A 24932-nucleotide genomic window follows, 5' to 3' on the forward strand; every position below is an offset into this window, starting at 1 on the left:
AAATAGCCGACCAGCTCGAAGAAGGTGGCGCCGAAAATGGCCAGCAGGCCCCGCGGGGCCAAGGAGGCGGTGACTGTGGGCATCGGGGATGACAGCATAGCGTGCCGGCGCCCGTCGGCGCGCTTGCCTGTGTCGCCGGGTGGTGATGCCCACCCGGCGGGGTCATCGGCCCCGCAGGCGGGGCGGTCCGGGTGTCCATGAATGATAGCTGTATCGCGGATGCACGCCCGGGATTTTGGTTGTATAATTACAGATTCCGCAAAATCGCGCACCGTGCGGGGTGCGCCGCGCACGGTGGTGTGCGGCGTTGCGGGCAGCAGTCTCTTTTCGATGAGGAAACCTATGTACGCGGTCATAAAAACCGGCGGCAAGCAGTATCGCGTGGCAGCCGGCGAAAAAATCAAGGTAGAACAGATCGCTGCGGACGTAGGCCAAGAGATCGTGATCGACCAGGTGTTGGCCGTGGGCAACGGCGCCGACATCCGGGTGGGCACCCCCTTGGTCAGCGGCGCAACGGTCACGGCCACCGTCGTGGCGCATGGTCGGGGCGAGAAGGTGCGCATCTTCAAGTTGCGTCGCCGCAAGCACTACCAAAAGCGCCAAGGCCACCGGCAAAACTACACCGAGCTGCAGATCGGCTCGATCAACGTCTGACGAGGTGACCCACCATGGCACAGAAAAAAGGCGGCGGCTCCACCCGTAACGGCCGCGACTCCAAGCCCAAGATGCTGGGCGTGAAGGTGTTTGGCGGCCAGGAGGTCAGCGCCGGCTCCATCATCGTGCGCCAGCGCGGCACCCAGTTCCACCCGGGCACCGGCACCGGTATCGGTAAGGACCACACCATCTACGCCACCGTGGCGGGCAAGGTCGAGTTCGCCGTCAAAGGTCCGCTCAACCGTCACGTGGTCAACGTCATTCCGGCGTAACGTTCATCACTGGCCGGGGCAGCGGCCCTGGGCCTGTGGTTGGCGCGCACGCCCCCAATGCCCATGGGCCCGCTTGCGCGGGCCCATGGGCTTTTAGCGCTTGAAGAGGGGAGCCGCCTCATGAAATTCGTCGATGAAGCCTGGATCGACGTTGCCGCCGGCGACGGCGGCAATGGCTGCGCGTCGTTCCGGCACGAGAAATTTAAGGAATTTGGCGGCCCGGACGGGGGGGATGGAGGTCGGGGCGGTCATGTGTGGGCGTTGGCCGACGACAACCTCAATACCCTGGTGGACTACCGCTACACACGCCGCTTCGAGGCGCAGCGCGGCGAGCACGGCCGCGGCTCCGACCAGTACGGGGCCAAGGGGCAGGATATCGTGCTGCGTATGCCGGTGGGTACCGTCATCAGCGACGCTGACACCGGCGAGGTGCTGTGCGAGCTGCTGCAACCGGGGCAAAAGGAGCTTATCGCGCGCGGTGGCGAGGGTGGGCGCGGCAACCTGCACTTCAAAAGTTCCACCAACCGCGCGCCGCGCCAGCGCACGCTCGGGCAGCCCGGCGAGCGTCGGCGGCTGAAGCTAGAGCTCAAGCTATTGGCCGATGTCGGCCTGCTGGGCATGCCCAACGCCGGCAAGTCCACGCTGATTGCGGCGGTGTCCAACGCCCGCCCCAAAATTGCCGACTACCCCTTTACCACCTTGCACCCCAACCTGGGTGTGGTGCGCGTCGGGCCCGAAAAGAGCTTCGTCATGGCCGATGTGCCCGGCCTGATCGAGGGCGCGGCCGAAGGGGCCGGTCTGGGGCACCAGTTTTTGCGCCACCTGCAGCGCACGCGGCTGCTGCTGCATCTGGTGGACGTGGCGCCGTTCGACGACACGGTCGATCCGGTGGCGCAGGTGCGCACCGTCGTGGCAGAACTCAAAAAGTATGACCCGGCACTGGCGGCTAAGCCGCGCTGGCTGGTACTCAACAAGGTGGATATGCTGCCGCCCGAGGAGCGCGAGCGCCGCGTGCGCGACATCGTGCGGCGCTTGCGCTTCAAGGGGCCGGTGTTCGAAATCTCGGCGCTGACGCGCGAGGGTTGCGAGCGGCTGATGCAGCAGGTTTACGAGCATCTGGCGCAGGAGCGCACCGCCGCCCTTCCCGCGCCCACCGATCCGCGCTTCGATGCGGGGCCCCCAGCCGATCCGCAGATCGCGACACCGTCGGACGCCTCGTCGGCTTCACCGACCGTGTCGCGGCCACGCGCGGTTCGCCGTGCCGCGTCGTGACCAAAACCGTCACCGCGGATCGTCGCGCCGATGCCGATACCCGTTAGCAGGTGTTTCCTCTCCCATCATGAACGCTGCTGCTTCCTCGAGCGCTACAGATACGACCGCTGTCACCAATGGCGAAGCGCGGGACGCCGCCACCGGCTTGCTGCGTCCGGCCCGCGACCCGGCGCAGGTGCTGCGTGCGGCGCGGCGCATCGTCGTCAAAGTCGGCTCCAGTCTGGTGACGAACGAGGGGCGCGGGCTGGATGCCGAAGCTATCGGGCAGTGGAGCCGGCAACTGGCGGCGCTGGTGCGCGACGGACGCGAGGTGATCATGGTCAGCAGCGGGGCCATTGCCGAAGGCATGAAGCGCCTGGGCTGGGCCACCCGTCCGAAGGAGCTGCACGAACTGCAGGCCGCCGCCGCCGTCGGGCAGATGGGGCTGGCGCAGATGTATGAGACCCAGCTGCGCGCGCAAGGTGTGGGCAGCGCGCAGGTTCTACTCACCCACGCCGATCTGGCCGACCGGGAGCGCTACCTGAACGCGCGCTCGACGCTGCTGACCTTGCTGTCGCTAGGCGTGGTGCCGGTGATCAATGAAAACGACACCGTCGTCAACGACGAAATCAAGTTTGGCGACAACGACACGCTGGGTGCGCTGGTCGCGAATCTGGTGGAAGCCGATGTGTTGGTCATCTTGACCGACCAGCGTGGCCTGTACACCGCCGACCCGCGCAAGGACCCTGCCGCCGCTTTCGTGCACGTGGCACGCGCGGGCGACCCGCGGCTGGAGGCGATGGCCGGCGGCGCAGGCAGCCGCGTCGGTACCGGCGGCATGATCACCAAGGTGCTGGCCGCACGCCGTGCGGCGGGCTCGGGTGCCTCCACCGTCATCGCCTGGGGCCGTGAACCCGACGTGCTGCTGCGCCTGGCTGGCGGTGAGCCGATCGGCACCTGTTTGGTGGCCGATGCCCCCAAGCTGCAGGCCCGCAAGCGCTGGATGACCAGCCAGCTGCAGCTGCGCGGCGCCGTGACGGTGGACGACGGGGCGGTGGACAAGCTGGTGCGCGAGGGCAAGAGCCTGCTGCCCGTTGGCATGGTGGCGGTGGAGGGCGACTTCCATCGTGGGGATGTGATCGCCGTACTGGCTGCCGATGGGCGCGAAGTGGCGCGCGGCCTGGCCAATTACGCGGCGGCCGAGGCGCGCCTGCTGTGCCGTCGGCCGTCGGCCGACATCGAACGCCTGCTGGGCTACGCGGCCGAGCCGGAGATGATCCACCGCGACAATCTGGTGGTGACCGCGGCCTGAGCGGGGTTGACCGTTGGCGGCGGGTGACCGCCCTGGCTACGGTGAGATGCGTGGCGCACGCAGGGCGCGCAGCATGTCGCGCGGCTGCCCATTGGGCGTTGCGCCATCACACAGCCCGCCGCGTGCCAGCGCCACTGCCGGGCGCGAGGCAAATTCACCGCCCAGATTGCGCCACGCCGGGTTCGGGTTGGGGCGCCACTGGCCCGGCGGCCCGGGGTTCCAGTGCGCGTAGGTCTTGACCTGGGCGGTGGCGCAGCGCAGCCCCTCGTACCAGGCGTTGATGGCGCCGCTGGCGCTGCGCGCCACGATCACGTAGCGGATCACGCCATCCGGCCCCAGAGTGAGGGAGTCGGGGTCGAGGCCGAAGCGCAGTTCGCTGGCTACCGACGGTGTGAAGGGCACCAGACCCTCGGTGCGCAGCGCTGGCGGCGGTGGGGCTTCGGCTTCGCGCCAGTCGCGGTTGGGGTCGGTGAGCAGCTGGGCGTGGGCCGCCAGCGTCAGACACGCCGTCAGGCCAGCAAGCAGGTTACGCCATCGCATGCGGCGTCCTTCAGGAAGAGGAGGGGGGCACCGCTGACGACGCCGGGCCCGCGGCGACCGGCTCCGTGCCAACGGCCCGGGAGCCGCCACCGGGTTGGGGGTCGAAACTGCCACCAGGTGGCAGTTCCAGATGGTGTGGTGCCGCCAGATGGGCGGGCAGCGCGCGCCAGCGCGGGCCACGGGTGCCGTTGGGCGTGCTCGACGCCGGGTGAGCGGGGCCGCCCGTGGCGGGCCGCGGCTGAGCGGTTGTTGCCGCGGTCGGTGTCCGCTGCGGCCCCGGCGGCGATGGGTCCGGGACACGCTCGCGCCGCTCACCGCGCAGAAAACGGTTGCGCGCCTCGCCGCGCCGACGCTCCTCGCCGGGCAGCGGAGGCAGGTAGCGCGCCAGCTCGCGCAGCGCGCGCAGATAGACGTCGCGCTTGAACTCGATCACCAGGTCCAGCGGCACCCAGTAGTCGTTCCAGCGCCAAGCGTCGAATTCCGGATGGTCGGTGGCGCGCAGATTCAGGTTCCAGTCGCCACCGATGAGGCGCAGCAAAAACCAGATCTGTTTTTGGCCGCGGTAGTGGCCACGCGACTCACGGCGGATGTAGCGGTCAGGCACCTCGTAGCGCAACCAGTTTCGCGTGCGGGCGATGATCTCCACGTGCTCGGGGCGCAAGCCGATTTCCTCGTGCAGCTCCCGGTACATCGCTTGCTCAGGGGTTTCACCGCGGTCGATGCCCCCTTGCGGAAACTGCCAGGAGTGGGTGCGGATGCGCTTGCCCCAAAACACCTGGTTCTTGTGGTTGAGCAGGATGATGCCGACATTCGGCCGGAAGCCGTCTCTGTCAAGCATAATCAACCCCAAATTCAAAAAACTGCGTCGATTATGCAACGCCAGCCCGCGCTTGGGTAGGGTGTCCCGGGTGTGTTCGGGCGCCTTCGTCAGGGCGCTGGCGCCTGCGCTCAATCTTCGTTCTCATGAAAGCCTCCCAGTTCCACATTGCCACCCTCAAGGAAGCCCCGGCCGACGCCGAGGTCATCAGCCACCGGCTCATGCTGCGCGCCGGCATGATCAAAAAGCTCAGCGCCGGTATCTACACCTACATGCCGATGGGCCTGCGCGTCATCCGCAAGGTCGAGCGCATCGTGCGCGAGGAGATGGACCGCGCCGGCGCCATTGAGCTGACCATGCCCATCGTGCAGCCGGCCGAGCTGTGGCAGGAGACGGGGCGCTTTGCCAAAATGGGCCCGGAGCTGCTGCGCATCAAGGACCGCCACGAACGTGACTTCGTCATCCAGCCCACCAGCGAGGAGGTCGTCACGGACATCGCGCGTCAGGAGCTGCGCAGCTACAAGCAACTGCCGAAAAACTTCTACCAGATCCAGACCAAGTTCCGCGACGAGCGGCGGCCCCGCTTTGGCCTGATGCGCGGGCGCGAATTCATCATGAAGGACGCTTACAGCTTCGACCGCGACGCTGCGGGCGCCCAGCGCAGCTACCAGATCATGGCGCAGGCGTACCGGCGCATCTTCGATCGCTTCGGGTTGCGCTACCGCGCGGTGGCGGCCGACAGCGGCGCCATCGGCGGCGACCTGAGCGAGGAGTTTCAGGTGATTGCCGCCACCGGCGAGGACGCCATCGTCTACTGTCCCAGCAGCGACTATGCGGCCAATCTGGAAAAGGCCGAGGCGCTGGCGCCCCAGGGTCCGCGCCCGGCGCCCACCCAGCCGCTGACCCGCACGCCTACCCCGGGTAAAAGCACCTGCGCCCAGGTGGCCGAGCTGCTGGGTGTGCCGCTGTCGACGACGGTCAAGTCCATCGTGCTGGCCACCGACGAGATCAACGAGCGCGACGAGATCGTGGCCACCCGCATCTGGCTGCTGCTGCTGCGCGGCGATCACGACATGAACGAGGTCAAGGTGGGCAAGCTGCCGGGCCTGGAGCTGGGCTTTCGCTTCGCCACCGAAGCCGAGATCGTCGAGCACTTTGGCTGCCGCCCCGGCTACCTGGGGCCGGTGGGCACGCGCAAGCCGGTGACCGTGGTGGCCGACCGCGAGGTGGCGGTGATGGCCGATTTCATCTGCGGCGCCAACGCGGTGGACTACCACCTCACCGGTGTCAACTGGGGGCGCGACCTGCCCGAGCCGGACTTGGTGGCCGATATCCGCAACGTGGTGGCCGGGGACCTGTCGCCCGACGGCAAGGGCGTGCTGGCCATCGAGCGCGGCATCGAAGTGGGCCACGTGTTCTACCTGGGTACCAAGTACAGCCGCGCGATGAATGCCACCTTCTTGGACGAGGACGGCAAGCCCAAGCCGTTCGAGATGGGTTGCTACGGCATCGGCATCACCCGGCTGCCGGCGGCGGCCATCGAGCAAAACCACGACGAGCGCGGCATCATCTGGCCCGACGCCATTGCCCCGTTTACGGTGGTGATTTGCCCGATCGGCATGGACCGCAGTGCCGCGGTGCGTGAAGCGGCTGAGCGGCTGCATGACGAACTGGCGGCGCAGGGGGTGGACGTGATCCTGGACGACCGCGGCGAGCGCCCGGGCGTGATGTTCGCCGACTGGGAGCTGATCGGTGTGCCGCATCGCGTCACCATCGGCGAACGCGGCCTCAAGGACGGGATGGTCGAATATCAGCACCGGCGCGATGCCGCGGCGACGCCGGTGCCCACCGGTGACATCGTGGCGTGGTTGCGCGAACGGATACGGGCCTGATCTGGTTGCCGCCTTCTCAGCCAGGGCGGCCGGGCAGCGCTGGCCGTCCCGACCCCGCGCGTCGCCAGTGGTTGGGCCAGGCGGTGCCGCGTGCGCTGGCGTTGGGCGCGGCTGCCGCGCTGGGGGTTGCGGCGCGCACGCCGAGGCCGCTGCTGCGCGCCGCGCTGTTGGGCGCACTGACATGGTGCGCCCAGCCCGCCCGGGCGGGTGCGCAGATCGAGGAGCCGTTGTCGGACGCGGTGCGCCATGCGCTGCGGGCGGCGGTCGAACAGCTCGGCCCGCCCGAGCCCGAATTTCCGACTGCAGAAGCGCGGCTGGCGTACCTGCGCTGGCTCACGCGCGCCAGCTGGCAGCTGCGGCGCCGCAAGCCGGAACCGCAGGCGCGCGTCGATTTTCTGCAAACCGTCTGGTACGAGAGCAAGCGTGCCGGGCTGGATACGGCGTTGGTGCTGGGGCTGATCGAAGTCGAGAGTGCGTTTCGCAAGTACGCCATCTCGCGCGCCGGAGCGAGGGGCTACATGCAGGTGATGCCGTTTTGGACGCGGCTGATCGGCGACGGTGACCCGGACAAGCTGTTTCATCTGCAGACCAACCTGCGCTACGGCTGTGTGATCCTGCGCCACTACCTGGACCGCGAGCGCGGAGACCTGTTTCTGGCGCTGGGACGCTACAACGGCAGCCGCGGCCGCGCCGAATACCCGAACGCGGTGTTTGCGGCGCGGCGCCGCTGGCAGTGGAGCGATGCGCCCGCTGAATGACTCCGGCCGCTATGCCCCGACCCGCGGCGGCCTGGGGTGACGCGGCCGCTGTGGGATCGATCCGATGTGGGCGCACCGGATCGGGGGCTACGACGACCAGCAAAGCCAGCGCAGCCGCTACGGGATAAACCCGATACGGGTGCGGCCACTGGTGCTCGCCGGCAGATCCTCGACGCTGAGCGTGTCGCGACCGGCCAGCCGCGCGTTGCCAAACGCCGTCATCAGCGCACGGCGCATCTGGCGTGGCGCCAGCGTGGCCAGCCGGTCGAGTACGTCATCACCCGGCTGTTCTGCAAACAGCCGTCCCCAGTCGTGTCCGTCGCGCAGGCGCTGGTACAGGCGCAGCGCAATGCGACGCGCCTGCTCCGGCGTCGGCGGCGCGATCTCGAACACGTTCATGCGGTTGAGGATCGGCTCGGGAATGCCGCGTTCGTCGTTGGCGGTGGTGATCCAGATGACCTGACTGGCGTCGATCGGTACCTCGGCAAACTCATCGACGAAGCGCTGCGCCGTTTGCGGCTCCAGCAGGCCGTACAGCGCGCCCAGCGGGTCGTACTGCGCGTCGCTGGCCTTGTCGATCTCGTCGACGACGATGACCGGGTTGGCGTAGTTGCCCTCGACCAGCGCCTCGAACACCTTGCCGGGTTTGGCCCCCTTCCATTGCGACGACGAGCCCGACAGCAGCCAGCCTGCCGTCATCGAGCTCATGGGCACCAGCGTCATTTCGGTGGCCAGCAGCTCGGCCAGTTGTTGTGCGAAGTGGGTCTTGCCCACGCCGGGCGGGCCCAGCAGCAGCAGCGGCGTGATTTCCACACTGTCGCTGCCGGCCTGCGCCAGCGCCACGTGGCGCTTGACCTCGTCGAGCACGTCATGGAAATTGGGCAGCTGGTCGTACAGCGGCTCCATGTCGGGGATGCCGGAGGGTTTGACCGCAAAACGCTCCGGGCCGCGGTCGAGCATGCGCTCGTAGGTTTGGGCCAGCGCGCCCTGTTCGCGCTCGTTGCCCTGCGCCTTCAGGCGGCGCAGCCGCTGTTCGACGTCCTCGGGGTTGAAGACGGGGCGCACGCGCGCGATCGGCAATCCGCGTGCCGGTGCGATGGCGGGAACGGCGTGGGCGTCCATGACACACCTCCTTGCGGTATGACAGCCAGCGGTGTCGCTTGCATTGAAGCACACCGCGTGCCAGCGACCCCATCCGGACTTGCCCGGATGATGCGCCCGCACCACACCGCGCCGGGCGCCGGGTCACTCGGTTGGAGTCGCCAGCAGCTGCTGCAGTTCACCAGACTCGTACATCTCCATCATGATGTCCGAGCCACCGATGAATTCGCCGCGGATGTACAGCTGCGGGATGGTGGGCCAGTTGCTGTATTCCTTGATGCCTTGGCGGATTTCGGGGTCGTCGAGCACGTTGACGGTGACGACTTGTTTGGGATCGACACCGCAGGCCTTCAGGATCTGCACCGCGCGGCCGGAGAAACCACACATGGGAAAGCTGGCCGTGCCCTTCATGAACAGCACGATGTCGTGCGACTTGACGAGTTGGTCGATGCGTTGCTGAACGTCGCTCATGGGAGTGGGGACCTGATAGGGGAGGACGGGGGGAATTATCGCGCGCCCCCGGCGAGCGTGCCTGGCACGGGCTGCGGTGGCCCTGACGGCAGCGCGGCGTGGGCCGCGGGCCAGCGCCCGCCGGTGCAGCGGCGGTGTCCACCCAAATCGCAGCGGTGTGCGACATCGACAAAACCGCGCGCCCGCAGCAAGGCCGCCACCGCATCGGCCTGGTCCCAGCCGTGTTCCAGCAACAGCCACCCGTCGGCACGCAGGCGCTGCGGGGCCCGGGCCACCAGGGTGCGCAGGTCGCGCAGGCCGTCCGGGCCCGCCACCAGCGCACTGCGCGGTTCGTGACGCAAGGCGGTCAAGTGCGGATCGCTCTCGCGCAGGTACGGGGGGTTGCTGACAATGAGGTCGAAGTGTGTCGGGGTGAGAACGCTTGACCCGTCGGTGGTGGGTGAATCAAGGCAGGCACCGGTGTGGTCGCCGTTGGCTATCGATGTACCGCATCGCTGCGCGTTGGTACCCTGGTCGATGGCTGGGTCTGTTGGCGTCCATGGGCACCAACCGTCCCACCAATGACCGTGTATCCAGTGGACGGGAAGCCCTAGGCGTTGGCCGTTGGCGGCAGCTACCGCCAGTGCATCGGTGCTGGCGTCCAGCGCCCAGACCGAGGCATCAGGGCGCTGGTGTGCCAGCGCCAGCGCGATGGCACCGCTGCCGGTGCCCATGTCGAGCACGGTGGGGGCGTGTATGGCCTGCAACAGCTCTAGCGCCCAGTCCACCAGCGTTTCGGTGTCCGGGCGCGGATCGAGCACGCGCGCATCCACCCGCAGCGTCAGGCCATAGAAGCCACGCTCGCCGGTCAGGTACGCCAGCGGCTCGCCGTCGCGGTGGCACAGGCACAGCGCGCGGTAACGCGTCCACACCCCATCGTCCAGCACCGCATCGTCGTGGGCCAGCAGCCAGGCGCGCGCATCCAGCGGGCGGCCCAGCGCGTGCAGCAGAAGCCACTGAGCGCTCAAACGCTCCAGGCCCAGATCGGTGGCCCAGCGCAACGCCGCCGCTACGGTGGCGGGAAGGGCTTCGGTGCGACTGTGCCCCATGGGCGCGATGTTACTCCTGATCCGTCACATCGGGGGCCGCGTCGTCCCCGATGCGAGGGGCGATGCGCGGGCGCCGCCGATTAACCGGTCAACGCCTGGCTAGCTCGCGCCTCCAGCTCGGCCATCAGCTCGGCGCCGCGCGCCAGCTGCAGCGCGTGGATCAGTTCGTCGAGATCGCCTTCGAGCACCGCCGGCAGTCGGTACAGCGTCAGGTTGAGGCGATGGTCGGTGACACGCCCCTGCGGAAAGTTGTAGGTGCGGATGCGGTCGCTGCGGTCGCCGCTGCCGATCAGGTCCCGGCGCGTGGCGGCTTCGCGGGCTTCGCGCTCGCGCCGCTCGCGCTCCTGCAGGCGTGCCAGCAGCACCTGCAGCGCCTTGGCCTTGTTGCGGTGCTGGCTGCGGTCATCCTGGCACTCGGCCACCAGCCCGGTGGGCAGGTGGGTGATGCGCACCGCCGAGTCGGTGCGGTTGACGTGCTGGCCCCCGGCGCCACTGGCGCGAAAGGTGTCGATGCGCAGCTCGGCGGGATTGAGTTGCACCGCCTGCGCCTCATCGGGCTCTGGCAGCACCGCCACCGTGCAGGCGCTGGTGTGGATGCGACCCTGCGATTCGGTGGCCGGGACGCGCTGCACGCGGTGGCCACCCGATTCGAAACGCAACCGTCCGTAGACGCCGTCGCCGACGATGCGCAGCACCACCTCGCGCAAGCCGCCAAGGTCGCTGGGCGACTCACTGATACGCTCTACCCGCCAGCTCTGAGATTCGGCGTAGCGGGTGTACATGCGGGCCAGCTCGGCGGCGAACAGCGCCGCTTCCTCGCCACCGGTGCCGGCGCGGATCTCGACGAAGGCATTGCGCACGTCGTCCGGGTCGCGCGGCAGCAGCAGCGTTTGCAGCTCGGCTTCCAGAGCCTCGCGTTCGGCCTGCAGCGCCGCGGCTTCCTCGCGCGCCAGCGCGGCCAGTGCCGCGTCGCCGGCGCGCTCGGCCTCGTCGGCCAGCGTGTGCGCCGCGGCGCCGTCGGCCTCACAGCGCAAGTACTGCAGGTAGGGCTGAACGATGGCGTCGGTTTCGGCGTGCTCGCGCGTCAGCGCACGGAAACGCTCCAGATCGGCGGTGGCGTCGGGTGCGCCCAGCTGGGCGTCGAGCTCGAGCAGGCGCAGGCGCAGGCGCTCTAGCGCCTCGCGAATGAACGGCTTCATGCGTGCGTTCCGCTGCGCGATGCAGCGTCGCTGCTGCGCGCAGGAGCACGCCCGCGCAGGAACAAGCGCGCCACCATCTCGGCCGTGTGGCGCCGGCTGGCCTCGTCGCCGCTGTGCAGCTCGGCCAGCGCGCCGTGCAGCATTTTCTGCGTCAGGCCGCGCGCCAACGCCTCCAGTGCGGCATCGACGCTTTCGCCACGCGCCAGCAGGCGGCGCGCGCGCGCGATCTCACCGGCGCGCCAGACGTCGGCTTGCGCCTGCAGGTCGCGGATCAGCGCCACCACACCCGCCTGCGGATCGCGCTGGCGCAGCCAGTGCATGAAGCTCTGCACCCCGGCGTCGATGATCGCCTCGGCTTGCGCGACCGCAGCCAAGCGGCTGTCCTTGCCGGCTTGCACCACCGCTGCCAGGTCGTCCACCGTGTACAGGTACACATCCTCCAGCGCCTTGACTTCGGCCTCGATGTCGCGCGGCACCGCCAGATCGACCATGAACATCGGCCGATGGCGGCGCTGGCGCAGTGCACTCTCCACCATGCCCAGACCGATGAGTGGCAACGTACTGGCCGTGCAACTGACCACGGCGTCGAATTCGTGCAGCCGCTCGGGTACGTCGGCCAGACGCATCACCTCGGCACAGAAGCGCGCGGCCAGCTTTTCGCCGCGCTCCAGCGTGCGGTTGGCAACCGCCATGTGGCGCGGCTGCTGGGCGGCGAAGTGGGTGGCGGCCAGCTCGATCATTTCGCCGGCGCCGATGAACAGGATGCGGATGGTGCGCAGGTCTTCGAACAGCTGCGCAGCCAAGCGCACGGCTGCCGCCGCCATGCTGATGGAGTGGGCACCAATATCGGTGCTGCTGCGCACTTGCTTGGCGATGGCAAATGAGCGTTGGAACAGCTGATGCAGTGTGGTGCCCAATGCGCCGGCTTCGTCGGCGGCGCGCACCGCGTCTTTCATCTGCCCCAGAATCTGGGCCTCACCCAGCACCATGCTGTCCAGGCCGCTGGCGACGCGGAAGGCGTGGCGCGCTGCCTCGTCCTCGCGCAGCACGTAGGCGTGGCGCAGCAGCACCTCCGGTGCCACGCCCGCGGTGTCGGCCAGCCAGCGGGCGCTGGGCTCGATCAGCGGCTCGTCGCTGGCGCAGTACAGTTCGGTGCGGTTGCAGGTGGACAGCAGGGCCGCTTCGGGCTGACGGGTCAGTGCGGCGCGCAGCCGCCGCAGCGCCGGCGGGATTTGGTCGAGCGTGAAGGCAAACCGCCCCCGCACATCGAGCGGAGCGGTGTGGTGATTGAGGCCCAACGCCCAGACTGCCATGGGCCAAAATTATAGAATTGGTGTTTTTGTGGATGCTTTTACTCTGCCACTGCACCTGGTGTACCTGCTGCTGCCGGCGTGGGGTGTGGCGCTGCTGCTGACGCCGTGGGTGGTGGGCTGGCGCGGGCTGGCGCTGTGGGGCATACGTGCGGCGGCGTTCTGGCGCACCCTGCTCGGGCTGGGCGTGGTTGGATCGTTGGTGCTGCTGGGGGGGCTGCTGTGGGGCGGGCGCGACGGGCGCATGCTCACCTACGCACTGCTGGTTGCCACGGTGGGTGCGCTGGCCGGCTGGTGGCGGGCCCGGCGCGGGCGACCCTGATGGCGGGGCGGACACCGCCGCTGCGCTAACATCGGCGGCCCGGTATTTTGGTCGCTGCGGCGACCCTTCGTGCCCGTTTCATGAACGCTCCCACTTCCGTCCAGCACCTGCTCGAAGCGGCCCCGGCGGCGCGTCTGCGCGAAATCCCGTACAACTACACGTCGTTTTCCGACCGTGAGATCGTGCTGCGCCTGCTCGGGCGGCGGGCCTGGGATGTGCTGCAGCAGCTGCGCTCCGAACGCGCCACCGGGCGCTCGGCCCGCATGCTATACGAGGTGCTGGGTGACATCTGGGTGGTACAGCGCAACCCTTACCTGCAAGACGACCTGCTGGCCAACCCCAAGCGCCGCGCGGCCCTCATCGAGGCGCTGCAGCACCGGCTGCGCGAAATCGAAAAGCGCCGCCGTCCGCACGAGGACGCGCAACGCGACGCGCTGGTGGGCGAGCTGCTGGCCAGCGCTTGGGGCGCGGTGCAGGCGTTTGCCCAAAGCTTTGATGACATGGCGGCTTTGCGCCAGCGCACGCTGAAGGTGCTGCGCCGCCACACGCACAAGGACAACATCCGCTTCGACGGCCTCAGCCGCGTCAGCCACGTCACCGACGCCACCGACTGGCGCGTCGAGTACCCGTTCGTGGTCCTGACACCGGACACCGAGGCTGAAGTCGCCGGCCTGGTGCAAGGCTGCATCGAGCTGGGGCTGACGATCATCCCGCGCGGCGGCGGCACCGGCTACACCGGCGGCGCGGTGCCGCTGACGTGGAAGAGCGCCGTCATCAACACCGAAAAGCTGGAGGCGATGACCGAGGTCGAGCACGTGCGCCTGCCCGGGCTGGAGACGCCCGTGCCCACGATCTGGACCGAGGCTGGCGTCGTCACCCAGCGTGTGGCCGACGCCGCCGAGCGCGCCGGGTTCGTGTTCGCGGTGGACCCGACGTCAGCCGAGGCCTCGTGCATCGGTGGCAATATCGCGATGAATGCCGGGGGCAAGAAGGCGGTGCTGTGGGGCACGGCGCTGGACAACCTGGCCAGCTGGCGCATGGTCACCCCGGCCGGCCAGTGGCTGGAGGTGCACCGCATTGGCCACAACCTGGGCAAGATCCACGATGTCGAACTGGCCAGTTTCGAGCTGCGCTACTTCGCGGGCGACGGCAAGACGCTGCAGCGCACCGAGCGGCTCGACATTCCGGGGCGGGCTTTTCGCAAGGCGGGCCTGGGCAAGGACGTCACCGACAAGTTTCTCAGCGGTCTGCCCGGCGTGCAGAAGGAAGGCTGCGACGGCATCATCACCAGCGCGCGCTGGGTGGTGCACCGCATGCCGGCGCACACGCGCACCGTGTGCCTGGAGTTTTTCGGCAATCCGAAGGACGCGGTGCCGGCCATCGTCGAAATCAAAGACTACCTGTTTGCCGAGCAGCAACGCAGCGGCACGCTGCTGGCTGGCCTGGAGCACCTGGACGACCGCTACCTCAAGGCGGTGGGCTACAGCACCAAGAGCAAGCGCGGCACGCTGCCCAAGATGGTGCTGATCGGCGACATCGTGGGTGACGACCCGGATGCCGTGGCGCGCGCCGCCAGCGAGGTGGTGCGGCTGGCCAACGCCCGCTCGGGCGAGGGCTTCACTGCCGTCAGCCCCGAGGCGCGCAAGCAGTTCTGGGCCGACCGCAAGCGTACCGCGGCCATCAGCCGCCACACCAACGCCTTCAAGATCAACGAAGACGTGGTGATTCCGCTGCAGCGCATGGGCGAGTACACGCTCGGCATCGAGCGCATCAACATCGAGCTGAGCCTGCGCAACAAGATCCGCCTGTGCGACGAGCTGGACGCGTTTTTTGCGCGCGCGGCGCTGCCGCTGGGCAAGGCCGAGGATGCCGCCGACATGCCTGGCCCGGAGCGGGTGGCCGAGCGCTGCGCACAGGCGCTGGAGGTGGTGCGTGCGGCGCGTGCGCAGTGGCAAGACTGGCTGCAGGGGCTCGATCGCGTCGACCCCGACAGCGGCCGCACGGTGTTCGAGCTGCTGCAGGACCATACCTGGCGCGCGAGCTGGAAGCGTCAGATCCGGCAGCCGCTGCGCGAGTTGTTCACTGGTGCTGTGTTTGCGCCGGTGCTGGCCGAGTGCGAGACCATCCACCGCCGGGTGCTCAAGGGGCGTGTGTGGGTGGCGCTGCACATGCACGCGGGCGACGGTAACGTGCACACCAACATCCCCGTCAACAGCGACGACTACGAGATGCTGCGCACCGCGCACGAGGCGGTGGACCGCATCATGGCGCTGGCGCGCAGCCTGGGTGGCGTGATTTCGGGCGAGCACGGCATTGGCATCACCAAGCTTGAATACCTCACCGATGAGGAACTGGCGCCGTTTGCCGCCTACAAGCGCCGGGTGGACCCCAACGGCCACTTCAACCGCGGCAAGCTGCTGCGCGAGTCGGGGGCGCCCGACGTGCGCGCGGCTGACCTGCGCGACGCGTACACGCCCAGCTTTGGCCTGATGACGCACGAGTCGCTCATCATGCAGCAAAGCGACATTGGGGCGATTGCCGACAGCGTCAAGGACTGCCTGCGCTGCGGCAAGTGCAAGCCGGTGTGCAGCACGCACGTGCCGCGTGCCAACCTGCTGTACAGCCCGCGCAACAAAATCCTGGCCACCAGCCTGCTGATCGAGGCGTTCCTGTACGAGGAGCAGACGCGCCGCGGCGTCTCCATCCAGCACTGGCAGGAGTTCGAAGACGTGGCCGACCACTGCACGGTCTGCCACAAGTGCCTGTCGCCCTGCCCGGTGAAGATCGACTTCGGTGACGTGTCGATGAACATGCGCAACCTGCTGCGCAAAATGGGGCAGAAGTCGTGGCGGCCGGGCAATGCGCTGGCCATGGCCTTCCTCAACGCCACGCAGCCCGAAACCATCAAGGCCATGCGCGCGTTGATGGTGGATGTGGGTTTCAAGGCGCAGCGCCTGGCGCACGAGCTGCTCAAGCGTGCGGCGCGGCGCCAGACGGCAGCGCCGCCGTCGACCGTGGGCCCGGGGCCGGTGCGCGAGCAGATCATCCACTTCATCAACAAGAAGATGCCGGGTGGCCTGCCCAAGAAGACCGCGCGCGCACTGCTCGACATCGAAGACAAGGCGTACGTGCCCATCATCCGCGATCCGCAGCGCACCAGCGTCGATACCGAGGCGGTGTTTTACTTTCCCGGCTGCGGCTCCGAGCGCCTGTTCAGCCAAGTCGGACTGGCTACCCAGGCCATGTTGTGGCACGTCGGTGTGCAGACGGTGCTGCCGCCGGGTTACCTGTGCTGTGGCTACCCGCAGCGCGGCAGTGGCCAGTTCGACAAGGCGGACAAGATCATCACCGACAACCGCGTGCTGTTTCACCGCGTGGCCAACACGCTCAACTACCTGGACATCAAGACCGTGGTGGTGAGCTGCGGCACCTGCTACGACCAGCTGCAGGGCTACCGGTTCGAGGACATCTTCCCGGGCTGCCGCATCGTCGACATTCACGAATTTTTGCTCGAGAAGGGTGTGCGGCTGCCCGGCCAAGGGGCGTACCTGTACCACGACCCCTGCCACAGCCCGATGAAGCAACGCGAGCCGCTGAAGACCGTCAAGGCGTTGGTGGGCGAGGCCGTGCTGCTGAGCGACCGCTGCTGCGGCGAGTCGGGCACGCTGGGTGTGACGCGCCCCGACATCTCGACGCAAGTGCGCTTTCGCAAGGAGCAGGAGCTGCGCCGCAACGAGCAGCAGCTGGCGGCGCTGGCCGAGCGCCACGGCGTGGCGCTGACGCCGGGCCGCACCAAGATCCTGACGTCGTGCCCGAGCTGCTTGCAGGGCCTGAGCCGCTACGGTGAAGACCTCAACAACGGGCTGCTGGAGGCCGACTACATCGTGGTCGAGATCGCGCGCCAGATCCTGGGCGAGAACTGGCTGCCCGAGTACGTGGCGCGCGCCAACGCGGGCGGCATCGAGCGCGTACTGGTATGAGCAGCCACGCCAGCGCCTGCCCGCTGTGCCGCGACGACGGCGGCCTGCTGCTGTGGCGCGATGGCACCTGGCGCGTGGTGCGGGCGCTGGGGGCGGAGGTGGCCGTGGCCCCGGCGTGGTACCGCGTGATCGCCTGCGCGCATGTGGCCGAGTGGTCCGATCTGGATGGCATGGCGCAGGCGCGCGCCATGGCGCTGGTGACCGCCGTCGAACGCTGCCTGCGCCAGACGTTGGCACCGACCAAAATCAATTTGGCGGCGTTGGGCAACGTGGTGCCGCACCTGCACTGGCACGTGATCGCGCGCTTCGACTGGGACAGCCATTTTCCGTCCCCGGTATGGGGTGGGCCGCAGCGCCCCCCCGATGCGCAGCGTCTGGCCGCCCTGCACGCGCAGTTGGCCGCGTGCGACGCCGCCATCGTGGCCGCGCTGCCGCCGCCGTGAGCGCGGCCATCCGCACGCCACACCCCATCGTGTGACCGCTTTGTGTTCCGGAGAACCCACTATGACCGCTGCAGCCTTCACTGCCGTTCCCGAGTCCATCACCGTGCACGGCACCTCGCGCGTGTTGGAGGTGCGCTTCAGCGACGGCGCGCACTTTCGCATCCCCTTTGAGCTGATGCGCGTGTATTCGCCTTCGGCCGAGGTGCAAGGGCACGGCCCCGGCCAGGCCGTGCTGCAAACCGGCAAGCGCCACGTGGACATCGTGGCGCTGGAGCCGGTGGGCCATTATGCGGTTCAGCCCACCTTCTCCGACGGGCACGACAGCGGCATCTTCACCTGGGAATATCTGTATTTCCTGGGTTCGCAGCAGGACGCGCTGTGGGCCGATTACGAGCGGCGCCTGGCCGAAGCGGGGCTGGACCGCGACGCGCCGATGCCGCCCCCGGCGGCTGCCGGGTGTGGCCGCCACTGAGTGCTGCGGGCGGCTGCGCTGCGTGGCGTGTGAGAACGGGTTACCATCCGCGCATGACCCAGACCCATTTTGGCTTTCAGACGGTGGACGAGCGGGACAAGGCGCGCCGTGTGCGCGCGGTGTTCGACTCGGTGGCACCGCGCTACGACCTGATGAACGATCTGATGTCGGCGGGGCTGCACCGCTGGTGGAAGGCGTACGCCGTGATGGTGGCCAACCCGCAACCGGGGCTGCGTGTGCTCGATCTGGCCGGCGGCACCGGTGACCTGGCGCTGGCGCTGGCGCCGAAGGTCCAGCCGGGCGGCATCGTGGTGCACACCGACATCAACGAGACCATGCTGCGCGAGGGCCGAGATCGGCTGCTCGACCACGGCGTGGTGCTGCCGACGGTGGTGTGCGATGCCGAGCGACTGCCGTTTGCGGACGGGTACTTCGACCTGGTGACGGTGGCGTTTGGTCTGCGCAACATGACGCACAAGGAACTTGCGCTGCGCGAAATGAATCGAGTGCTCAAGGTCGGCGGCAAGCTGCTGGTGCTCGAGTTCTCCCACGTCGCGCCCCCGCTGCAAAAAGCCTACGACTGGTATAGCTTTCACGTGCTGCCGCGCCTGGGGCGCTGGGTGGCGAACGATGAAGCCAGCTACCGCTATCTGGCCGAGTCGATCCGCATGCACCCCGACCAGGAAACCCTGCGGGCCATGGTGCGCGAGGCGGGCTTCGGTCACGTCGATGTGCACAACCTGACCGCTGGCGTGGTCGCGTTGCACGTGGGCATCAAGACCTGACGCGGGCCCGCCAGGGCGGGCCCACAAGGAGCAGACGACGATGAAAGCGACGACCTGGGGAACGTGGATGCTGGCGGCGGCGGTGGCGCTGGGCTCCGCCGATGTATGGGCCAAGCGCCTGGGCGGTGGCGGCTCGATAGGCAAGCAATCGGGCAACGTGGTGCAGCGCAGCGCGCCGGCTCCGCAGCCGCCCGCGCAGACACCGGCGCAGCGGCAGCCGCAACCGGCCCAGCAGGCGCAGCCGGGTGCGCAGCCCGGCCCGTCGGCAGCTGGGGCACGCCCGTGGGGAGCGATGCTGGGCGGTCTGGCCGCGGGGCTGGGTTTGGCGTGGCTGGCGTCGGCTCTCGGGTTCGGCGAGGCCTTTGCTCAGTTTTTGCTGATTCTGCTGTTGGTGGGGGTAGCGCTGGCGGCGCTTGCCTGGCTGCGGCGCGGGCGTGGCACTGGCGCGGCGCGCTCGCCACTGGCGCTGCAGGGTTCGGGCGCTGCGGCCGGGCCGGTCGTGCCACCCAGCTACCAACCCACCAAAGTGGGCAACGACGCCTCCGCTCGTCCGTGGGAGCGCACGCAGTTTGCCGATGCCTCGGGCGGGGCTGCCACCGGATCGCTGATTGGCAGCGCGCTGGCTGGCGCGCCGACGTGGCACATTCCCGCCGATTTCGACGTCGAGGGCTTTGTGCGCGCCTCCAAGGACAACTTTATCCGGCTGCAGGCCGCGTGGGACCGCGGCGACACGGCCGTGCTGCGGGCGCTGATGACCGACGAGATGCTGGCCCAGATCGAGCAGCAGTTGGCCGCGCGTGAGGCCAGCGCGCCGGGGGTGCCCAACGTCACCGAGGTGGTGTCGCTGGATGCCCAGCTGTTGGGCATCGAAGACCTGGGTGACGAGTACATGGCCAGCGTCGAGTTTTCGGGGTTGATCCGCGAGAACCCGGCCGAAGGCCCGGCGCCATTTCGCGAAGTCTGGAATATCACCCGGCCGAAGCAGGGCCGCTCGGGCTGGCTGGTGGCCGGGGTGCAGGCCCTGCAGTGAGCCGATACCGTTGGCACGTGGCGGCTGGGGCCCATCGGCGCGCGTGAGCGCGGCGGGCGACCGGATTCCGGCAGAATCGGGGGCATGAATCGCCCCTCTTTCTTTGCGCGTCGTGATACCCAAGGCCGCTGGACGCTGCCGGAGCCTCCCCCGTGGCTGCAGGATGAGCTGCGCAACCGGGTGCTGGTGTTGCTCAACCACGTGTTGCAGCAGGAGCCCGCCGCCATGGAGCGCCTGCGCCGCCATGCCGGCAAAGTGGTGCGCGTGCAGGTGGCCTCGGGCGGTGTGGGGCCGCTGGGCTGGCCGGCGCTGCAGTGGCCGGTGCGGCTTAGCCCCGCCGGCTTGCTGCAGAGCGCGGCTGGGCAGGAGCGCGCCGCCGATCTGACCCTGACCATCGACGAACCGGCGCCGCTGGCGCTGCTGCAGCGCATCGCTGCGGGCGAGCGGCCGCAAGTGGCCATTGAAGGGGACGTGCAGCTGGCCGCCGAGGTGGCGTGGGTGGTGGACCACGTGCGCTGGGACGTGGAAGAGGATCTGGCGCGGCTGCTGGGTGACGCGGCGGCGCACACGCTGGTGCAGCAGGCGCGTGCGCTGACCGCTGCGCTGCGGCGCTGGCTCGGTCCGGCCGCGCAGGCGGCGCGCCGGCGCTCCGCCCAGTGGGCGCAGCGCTGGCGTCCCGCTGCCGACCCGAACGGTACCGACCCGGCCGGCGAGGCGGCGCCATGAGGCAGTGGCTGCGCGGCTGGGTGATCGCCTGGGTCGTGCTGCGCTACGGCCTGGACGAGCTGGTGCTGTCGCATTTCGAGCACCCGCTGCTGGCGGGTTTGCGCCGCTTGCTGACCTGGGGGCGCGACTTGTCGGCGCCGCGCGGCCAACGCCTGCGGCAGGCGCTGGAGCGGCTCGGGCCCATCTTCGTCAAGTTCGGGCAGGTGCTGTCCACCCGGCGCGACCTGCTGCCACCCGACATCGCCGACGAGCTGGCGCGGCTGCAGGACCGCGTGCCGCCGTTTCCCTCCGACGTGGCCATCGCCACCATCGAGCGCGCTTTCGGCAAGCCGCTCAACGCGATATTCGCCCACTTCGAGCGCGAGCCGGTGGCCAGCGCCTCCATCGCGCAGGTGCATTTTGCGGTGCTCAACGACGGGCGTGAGGTGGCGGTGAAGGTGTTGCGCCCCTACATGCTGCCCGTCATCGAGAAGGACCTGGCGCTGATGCGCACCATGGCAGCGTGGGTGGAGCGGCTGTCGCGCGATGGCCGACGCCTGAAGCCGCGCGAGGTGGTGGCCGAGTTCGACAAGTACCTGCACGACGAGCTGGACCTGATGCGCGAAGCGGCCAACGCCGCCCAGCTGCGCCGCAACATGGCCGGGTTGGACCTGGTGCTGATCCCCGAGATGATCTGGGAGTACTGCCGCACCGACGTGCTGGTGATGGAGCGCATGCGCGGAGTGCCCATCAGCCAGGTGCAGCGCCTGCGCGAGGCCGGTGTGGACATCAAGCAGCTGGCGCGTGACGGCGTGACGATTTTCTTCACCCAAGTCTTCCGCGACGGGTTTTTCCACGCCGACATGCACCCCGGCAACATCCAGGTCAGCTTGGAGCCGCAGACCTTCGGCCGCTACATCTCGCTGGACTTCGGCATTGTCGGCACCCTCACCCAGTACGACAAGGAATATCTGGCGCAGAACTTCACCGCGTTTTTCCGCCGCGACTACAAGCGCGTGGCCGAGCTGCACATCGAGTCGGGTTGGGTGCCGCCGCAAACGCGGGTGGACGAGCTGGAGGCGGCCATCCGCGCGGTCTGCGAACCCTACTTCGACCGGCCGCTGAAAGAGATCTCGCTGGGCATGGTGCTGATGCGACTGTTTCAGACCTCGCGCCGCTTCAACGTCGAGATCCAGCCGCAGCTGGTGCTGCTGCAAAAGACCCTGCTCAACATCGAGGGGCTGGGGCGCGAACTTGACCCCGATCTGGACCTGTGGAGCACCGCCAAGCCATTTCTGGAGCGCTGGATGGTGGAGCAGGTGGGGCCGAAGCGTTTCTGGAACCAGCTCAAGGCCGAATCCCCTCACTACGCCAAGCTCATCCCCGAGCTGCCGCGCCTGCTGCACGACTACCTGCGCCAGCGCCCCACCGATCTGCGGCGCGACATCGACCGCCTGGTGCAGGAGCAACGCCGCACCCAGCGCCTGCTGATGATGGTGATCTATGTGCTGTTTGGCTTCGTGGCCGGGCTGATGGCCATGCAGTGGTGGCTGCGCCTGCGGCTGTGGTGAGCCGAGGCGCGCTGCGGCACGCCCGGGCTTGAATCCGTTCGCCGTCACCCTCACTCTATAATGAGCGGTTTTTCAGAGCGTTGGCGTTTTCCTATTCGACGTTCCCAAGCAGGTGTTGCCATGCCTATCTACGCATACAAGTGTGATTCCTGCGGCTATGCCCAGGATGTGCTGCAGAAAGTGTCGGATGAGCCGCTGACCGTGTGTCCGGCCTGTGGCGCGGGTACATTCCGCAAACAGGTGACTGCGGCGGGCTTTCAGCTCAAGGGTACGGGGTGGTACGTGACCGACTTCCGCGGCGGCGCCGGGGCGGCGGCTGGTGCGGCCACCTCCAAGAGCGACGACGGCGCCAAAGGCGGCGACAGCGCGACCAGCAACAGCGACAGCGCGGGTGCGAGCACCCCGTGCGGGGCTTCCTGTGCCTGTCATTGAGCGCGCGCGCTTCGCGGCGGCCCTGCGACGCTGGTTCGTCGCCGGGTTGCTGGTGCTGGCGCCGCTGATCGTGACCCTTTGGGTGCTGGACTGGGTGCTGTCCACCCTGGACCAGACCCTGAACATTCTGCCCGAAGCCTGGCAGCCCGAGCGCTGGCTGGGGGTGCGCCCGCCGGGGCTGGGTGTGCTGCTGGCTTTGGCCATCGTGCTGGGCATCGGGGCGTTCGCGTCCAACTATGTCGGCAACCAGCTCATTGGCTGGTGGCACGCGCTGCTGCAGCGCATTCCGGTGGTGCGCTCCATTTACTCCGGCGTCAAGCAGGTGTCCGACACCCTGCTGTCCGAAAAGGGCAACGCATTCCGGCAGGCGCTGCTGGTGCAGTGGCCGCGCGAGGGCATGTGGACCATTGCGTTTCTGACCGGCGCCCCCGGCGGGGACGTCGCGCGCCACCTGCCGCCGCAGGACTATCTGAGCGTCTACGTTCCCACCACGCCCAACCCGACCGGGGGTTACTTCGTGATGGTGCACCGGCGTGACGTCGTACCACTGGCCATGTCGGTGGACGAGGCGCTCACCCACGTCATTTCGATGGGGGTCATCGTCCCCGGGCAGCGGCGCGGCGTGCCGCTGCCGGACACGCCGTGACCCCCGGATCCGTTTGGGACATTCAACAAGGTCAATCTATGCAGATGCGCACCACCTACTGTGGCCTGGTCAGCGAAGTCCTGATCGGGCAATCCGTCACCCTGTGCGGCTGGGTCAACCGCCGGCGCGACCACGGCGGCGTCATCTTCATCGACCTGCGCGACCGCGAGGGCACGGTGCAAGTGGTGTGTGACCCCGACCGCCCCGAGATGTTCGCCACCGCCGAGAGCCTGCGCAACGAGTACTGCATCCAGGTGCAGGGGGTGGTGCGGGCCCGTCCCGAAGGGACCGTCAATCCGGCCATCCGCAGCGGTGGGGTCGAGGTGCTGTGTCACGCCATTACGGTGCTCAACCCGTCGGTGACGCCGCCGTTCCAGCTCGACGACGAACACCTGTCCGAGACCACGCGCCTGACCCACCGTGTGCTCGACCTGCGCCGCCCGTACATGCAGAAGAACCTGATGCTGCGCTACCGCGTGGCGATGGAGGCGCGCAAGTTTTTGGATGCGCACGGCTTCATCGACATCGAGACGCCGATGCTGACCAAGAGCACGCCGGAGGGCGCGCGCGACTACCTGGTGCCCAGCCGCGTGCACGACGGCATGTTCTACGCGCTGCCGCAGTCGCCGCAGTTGTTTAAGCAGCTGCTGATGGTGGCGGGCTTCGACCGCTACTACCAGATCACCAAGTGCTTCCGCGACGAAGACCTGCGCGCCGACCGTCAACCGGAGTTCACGCAGATCGACATCGAGACCTCGTTCCTGACCGAGCAGGAGATCCGTGACCTGTTCCAGGACATGATCAAGACGGTGTTTGCCAACACCATTGGCGTCGATCTGGGCGACTTCCCCATCATGCCCTACGCCGAGGCGATGGCGCGTTTTGGTTCCGACAAGCCCGACCTGCGCGTCAAGCTCGAGTTGACCGAGCTCACCGACGTGATGAAGGACGTGGACTTCAAGGTCTTCAGCACTCCGGCCAACATGCCGGGCGGCCGCGTGGTGGCGCTGCGCATCCCGGGCGGCGGGGTGTTTTCGCGCAGCGAAATCGACGCTTACACCGAATTCGTCAAGATCTACGGCGCCAAGGGCCTGGCCTGGATCAAGGTCAACGACGTGGCCGCCGGGCGCGATGGCTTGCAGTCGCCCATCGTCAAAAATCTGCACGACGCGGCGCTGCAGGCCATCGTGCAGCGCAGCGGCGCGCAAAACGGCGACCTCATCTTCTTCGGTGCCGACAAAGCCAAGATCGTCAACGACGCCATGGGTGCGCTGCGCGTCAAGATCGGGCACGGCGAGTTTGCCCGCAGCCACGGGCTGTTCGAGGACCGCTGGGCCCCGCTGTGGGTGGTGGACTTCCCGATGTTCGAATACGACGAGGAGGAGCAGCGCTGGGTGGCGGTGCACCACCCCTTCACCGCGCCGAAGGACGGCCACGAGGACTGGATGGAGACCAACCCCGGCGCCTGTCTGGCCAAGGCCTACGACATGGTGCTCAACGGTTGGGAGCTGGGCGGCGGCTCGGTGCGCATCCACCGCGCCGACGTGCAGAGCAAGGTGTTTGCGGCGCTGAAGATTGGCCCCGAGGAGGCGCGTGCCAAGTTCGGCTTCCTGCTCGATGCGCTGCAGTATGGTGCGCCGCCGCACGGCGGGCTGGCCTTCGGTCTGGACCGGCTGGTGACGTTGATGACCGGTGCCGAGTCGATCCGCGACGTGATTGCGTTCCCCAAGACGCAGCGCGCCCAGTGCCTGCTGACGCACGCGCCCAGCCCGGTGGACGAAAAGCAGTTGCGCGAGCTGCACATCCGGCTGCGCAATCCGCAACCCGCGTAAGGTGCCGTGCTATAGTGACCGCGTAGAGATCACGCATCGTCACAGGAGA

24 protein-coding genes are annotated in these 24932 nt (G+C 68.3%); 17 read left to right on the forward strand and 7 right to left on the reverse strand.

Features of this window, described 5'->3' with window-relative positions; genetic code table 11:
- Nucleotides 1-342: 342 nt before the first annotated feature.
- From rplU to proB, 4 genes are all read left to right on the forward strand, one after another.
- On the forward strand, nucleotides 343-654 hold the full coding sequence (rplU, locus tag V7Z54_RS01260; protein WP_144328152.1) for a 50S ribosomal protein L21: 312 nt from the start codon (nucleotides 343-345) through the stop codon (nucleotides 652-654).
- A gap of 14 nt (nucleotides 655-668) precedes the next feature.
- Nucleotides 669-926, forward strand: coding sequence for a 50S ribosomal protein L27 (gene rpmA, locus V7Z54_RS01265; protein WP_334133762.1), 258 nt, complete (start codon nucleotides 669-671; stop codon nucleotides 924-926).
- Between the two features lie 120 nt (nucleotides 927-1046).
- Nucleotides 1047-2198: an Obg family GTPase CgtA gene (gene cgtA / locus V7Z54_RS01270; protein ID WP_334133764.1), complete on the forward strand. Its 1152-nt coding sequence runs from the start codon at nucleotides 1047-1049 to the stop codon at nucleotides 2196-2198.
- 67 nt (nucleotides 2199-2265) lie between these two features.
- The gene (gene proB / locus V7Z54_RS01275) at nucleotides 2266-3489 is read left to right on the forward strand and encodes a glutamate 5-kinase (protein WP_334133767.1); all 1224 of its coding nucleotides are present in this window, start codon (nucleotides 2266-2268) and stop codon (nucleotides 3487-3489) included.
- A gap of 36 nt (nucleotides 3490-3525) precedes the next feature.
- Here proB and V7Z54_RS01280 read toward each other — a convergent pair whose 3' ends face one another.
- Nucleotides 3526-4029 (reverse strand): CNP1-like family protein, encoded by a 504-nt coding sequence (locus V7Z54_RS01280; RefSeq protein ID WP_334133768.1) that lies wholly within the window; start codon nucleotides 4027-4029, stop codon nucleotides 3526-3528.
- A 10-nt stretch (nucleotides 4030-4039) separates the two neighbouring features.
- Nucleotides 4040-4867: an RNA pyrophosphohydrolase gene (locus V7Z54_RS01285; RefSeq protein WP_334133831.1), complete on the reverse strand. Its 828-nt coding sequence runs from the start codon at nucleotides 4865-4867 to the stop codon at nucleotides 4040-4042.
- Between the two features lie 125 nt (nucleotides 4868-4992).
- Between V7Z54_RS01285 and V7Z54_RS01290 the strand changes: the two genes are divergently transcribed.
- Both V7Z54_RS01290 and V7Z54_RS01295 read left to right on the forward strand, forming a co-directional pair.
- The gene (locus V7Z54_RS01290; RefSeq protein ID WP_334133770.1) at nucleotides 4993-6738 is read left to right on the forward strand and encodes a proline--tRNA ligase; all 1746 of its coding nucleotides are present in this window, start codon (nucleotides 4993-4995) and stop codon (nucleotides 6736-6738) included.
- A 71-nt stretch (nucleotides 6739-6809) separates the two neighbouring features.
- A complete protein-coding gene (locus tag V7Z54_RS01295) occupies nucleotides 6810-7496 on the forward strand; it encodes a lytic transglycosylase domain-containing protein (protein ID WP_443082400.1) in 687 nt (228 codons plus the stop codon).
- Between the two features lie 117 nt (nucleotides 7497-7613).
- On the opposite strand, the gene V7Z54_RS01300 is transcribed toward V7Z54_RS01295, so the two are convergent.
- The 5 genes from V7Z54_RS01300 to hemA all read right to left on the reverse strand — a co-directional run bounded on the left by V7Z54_RS01300 (nucleotide 7614) and on the right by hemA (nucleotide 12668).
- Entirely contained in the window at nucleotides 7614-8618 is a 1005-nt protein-coding gene (locus V7Z54_RS01300; protein WP_334133771.1) for an AAA family ATPase, read from the reverse strand.
- A gap of 123 nt (nucleotides 8619-8741) precedes the next feature.
- Nucleotides 8742-9068: a Grx4 family monothiol glutaredoxin gene (gene grxD, locus V7Z54_RS01305; protein WP_334133772.1), complete on the reverse strand. Its 327-nt coding sequence runs from the start codon at nucleotides 9066-9068 to the stop codon at nucleotides 8742-8744.
- 35 nt (nucleotides 9069-9103) lie between these two features.
- Complete coding sequence (locus V7Z54_RS01310; RefSeq protein ID WP_334133773.1) at nucleotides 9104-10156, reverse strand: HemK/PrmC family methyltransferase; 1053 nt, start codon at nucleotides 10154-10156, stop codon at nucleotides 9104-9106.
- Nucleotides 10157-10236: 80 nt separating this feature from the next.
- Nucleotides 10237-11355 carry a peptide chain release factor 1 gene (gene prfA / locus V7Z54_RS01315; RefSeq protein ID WP_334133774.1) on the reverse strand — a complete coding sequence of 373 codons (1119 nt, stop codon included), beginning with the start codon at nucleotides 11353-11355 and terminating at the stop codon, nucleotides 10237-10239.
- The gene (gene hemA / locus V7Z54_RS01320) at nucleotides 11352-12668 is read right to left on the reverse strand and encodes a glutamyl-tRNA reductase (protein WP_334133776.1); all 1317 of its coding nucleotides are present in this window, start codon (nucleotides 12666-12668) and stop codon (nucleotides 11352-11354) included. The genes prfA and hemA overlap by 4 nt, the downstream gene beginning before the upstream one ends.
- Before the next feature lie 28 nt (nucleotides 12669-12696).
- Between hemA and V7Z54_RS01325 the strand changes: the two genes are divergently transcribed.
- The 11 genes from V7Z54_RS01325 (at nucleotide 12697) to aspS (ending at nucleotide 24883) form a co-directional block, all read left to right on the forward strand.
- A complete protein-coding gene (locus tag V7Z54_RS01325) occupies nucleotides 12697-12987 on the forward strand; it encodes a hypothetical protein (RefSeq protein WP_334133777.1) in 291 nt (96 codons plus the stop codon).
- An 80-nt stretch (nucleotides 12988-13067) separates the two neighbouring features.
- Nucleotides 13068-16967 carry an FAD/FMN-binding oxidoreductase gene (locus V7Z54_RS01330; protein ID WP_334133778.1) on the forward strand — a complete coding sequence of 1300 codons (3900 nt, stop codon included), beginning with the start codon at nucleotides 13068-13070 and terminating at the stop codon, nucleotides 16965-16967.
- On the forward strand, nucleotides 16964-17410 hold the full coding sequence (locus V7Z54_RS01335; protein ID WP_334133780.1) for an HIT family protein: 447 nt from the start codon (nucleotides 16964-16966) through the stop codon (nucleotides 17408-17410). Before V7Z54_RS01330 ends, V7Z54_RS01335 begins: the two co-directional genes overlap by 4 nt.
- 61 nt (nucleotides 17411-17471) lie before the next feature.
- Nucleotides 17472-17882, forward strand: coding sequence for a DUF971 domain-containing protein (locus tag V7Z54_RS01340; RefSeq protein WP_334133782.1), 411 nt, complete (start codon nucleotides 17472-17474; stop codon nucleotides 17880-17882).
- A gap of 53 nt (nucleotides 17883-17935) precedes the next feature.
- Nucleotides 17936-18667: a bifunctional demethylmenaquinone methyltransferase/2-methoxy-6-polyprenyl-1,4-benzoquinol methylase UbiE gene (gene ubiE, locus V7Z54_RS01345; RefSeq protein WP_334133783.1), complete on the forward strand. Its 732-nt coding sequence runs from the start codon at nucleotides 17936-17938 to the stop codon at nucleotides 18665-18667.
- Nucleotides 18668-18707: 40 nt separating this feature from the next.
- Nucleotides 18708-19697, forward strand: a complete 990-nt coding sequence (locus tag V7Z54_RS01350) for a Tim44 domain-containing protein (RefSeq protein ID WP_334133785.1) — start codon at nucleotides 18708-18710, stop codon at nucleotides 19695-19697.
- 84 nt (nucleotides 19698-19781) lie between these two features.
- Nucleotides 19782-20423: a ubiquinone biosynthesis accessory factor UbiJ gene (locus tag V7Z54_RS01355; RefSeq protein ID WP_334133786.1), complete on the forward strand. Its 642-nt coding sequence runs from the start codon at nucleotides 19782-19784 to the stop codon at nucleotides 20421-20423.
- A complete protein-coding gene (gene ubiB / locus V7Z54_RS01360; RefSeq protein WP_334133787.1) occupies nucleotides 20420-21973 on the forward strand; it encodes a ubiquinone biosynthesis regulatory protein kinase UbiB in 1554 nt (517 codons plus the stop codon). The genes V7Z54_RS01355 and ubiB overlap by 4 nt, the downstream gene beginning before the upstream one ends.
- Before the next feature lie 120 nt (nucleotides 21974-22093).
- A complete protein-coding gene (locus V7Z54_RS01365) occupies nucleotides 22094-22405 on the forward strand; it encodes an FmdB family zinc ribbon protein (protein WP_334133789.1) in 312 nt (103 codons plus the stop codon).
- Complete coding sequence (locus V7Z54_RS01370) at nucleotides 22392-23051, forward strand: DUF502 domain-containing protein (protein ID WP_334133790.1); 660 nt, start codon at nucleotides 22392-22394, stop codon at nucleotides 23049-23051. The genes V7Z54_RS01365 and V7Z54_RS01370 overlap by 14 nt, the downstream gene beginning before the upstream one ends.
- Before the next feature lie 38 nt (nucleotides 23052-23089).
- Nucleotides 23090-24883, forward strand: coding sequence for an aspartate--tRNA ligase (gene aspS / locus V7Z54_RS01375; RefSeq protein WP_334133792.1), 1794 nt, complete (start codon nucleotides 23090-23092; stop codon nucleotides 24881-24883).
- Nucleotides 24884-24932: the final 49 nt, after the last annotated feature.

Source organism: Tepidimonas sp., assembly GCF_036824975.1.
GTDB lineage: Bacteria > Pseudomonadota > Gammaproteobacteria > Burkholderiales > Burkholderiaceae_C > Tepidimonas.

Bases quoted from the DNA above. Each gene is read 5' to 3' on its own strand.
- aspS (WP_334133792.1), top strand. From the start codon at position 23,090: ATGCAGATGCGCACCACCTACTGTGGCCTGGTCAGCGAAGTCCTGATC.
- V7Z54_RS01300 (WP_334133771.1), bottom strand. From the start codon at position 8,618: ATGGACGCCCACGCCGTTCCCGCCATCGCACCGGCACGCGGATTGCCG.
- ubiE (WP_334133783.1), top strand. From the start codon at position 17,936: ATGACCCAGACCCATTTTGGCTTTCAGACGGTGGACGAGCGGGACAAG.
- V7Z54_RS01290 (WP_334133770.1), top strand. From the start codon at position 4,993: ATGAAAGCCTCCCAGTTCCACATTGCCACCCTCAAGGAAGCCCCGGCC.
- rplU (WP_144328152.1), top strand. From the start codon at position 343: ATGTACGCGGTCATAAAAACCGGCGGCAAGCAGTATCGCGTGGCAGCC.
- V7Z54_RS01280 (WP_334133768.1), bottom strand. From the start codon at position 4,029: ATGCGATGGCGTAACCTGCTTGCTGGCCTGACGGCGTGTCTGACGCTG.
- V7Z54_RS01365 (WP_334133789.1), top strand. From the start codon at position 22,094: ATGCCTATCTACGCATACAAGTGTGATTCCTGCGGCTATGCCCAGGAT.
- cgtA (WP_334133764.1), top strand. From the start codon at position 1,047: ATGAAATTCGTCGATGAAGCCTGGATCGACGTTGCCGCCGGCGACGGC.
- V7Z54_RS01310 (WP_334133773.1), bottom strand. From the start codon at position 10,156: ATGGGGCACAGTCGCACCGAAGCCCTTCCCGCCACCGTAGCGGCGGCG.
- V7Z54_RS01330 (WP_334133778.1), top strand. From the start codon at position 13,068: ATGAACGCTCCCACTTCCGTCCAGCACCTGCTCGAAGCGGCCCCGGCG.
- hemA (WP_334133776.1), bottom strand. From the start codon at position 12,668: ATGGCAGTCTGGGCGTTGGGCCTCAATCACCACACCGCTCCGCTCGAT.
- rpmA (WP_334133762.1), top strand. From the start codon at position 669: ATGGCACAGAAAAAAGGCGGCGGCTCCACCCGTAACGGCCGCGACTCC.
- V7Z54_RS01335 (WP_334133780.1), top strand. From the start codon at position 16,964: ATGAGCAGCCACGCCAGCGCCTGCCCGCTGTGCCGCGACGACGGCGGC.
- proB (WP_334133767.1), top strand. From the start codon at position 2,266: ATGAACGCTGCTGCTTCCTCGAGCGCTACAGATACGACCGCTGTCACC.
- grxD (WP_334133772.1), bottom strand. From the start codon at position 9,068: ATGAGCGACGTTCAGCAACGCATCGACCAACTCGTCAAGTCGCACGAC.
- V7Z54_RS01285 (WP_334133831.1), bottom strand. From the start codon at position 4,867: ATGCTTGACAGAGACGGCTTCCGGCCGAATGTCGGCATCATCCTGCTC.
- prfA (WP_334133774.1), bottom strand. From the start codon at position 11,355: ATGAAGCCGTTCATTCGCGAGGCGCTAGAGCGCCTGCGCCTGCGCCTG.
- ubiB (WP_334133787.1), top strand. From the start codon at position 20,420: ATGAGGCAGTGGCTGCGCGGCTGGGTGATCGCCTGGGTCGTGCTGCGC.
- V7Z54_RS01350 (WP_334133785.1), top strand. From the start codon at position 18,708: ATGAAAGCGACGACCTGGGGAACGTGGATGCTGGCGGCGGCGGTGGCG.
- V7Z54_RS01340 (WP_334133782.1), top strand. From the start codon at position 17,472: ATGACCGCTGCAGCCTTCACTGCCGTTCCCGAGTCCATCACCGTGCAC.
- V7Z54_RS01355 (WP_334133786.1), top strand. From the start codon at position 19,782: ATGAATCGCCCCTCTTTCTTTGCGCGTCGTGATACCCAAGGCCGCTGG.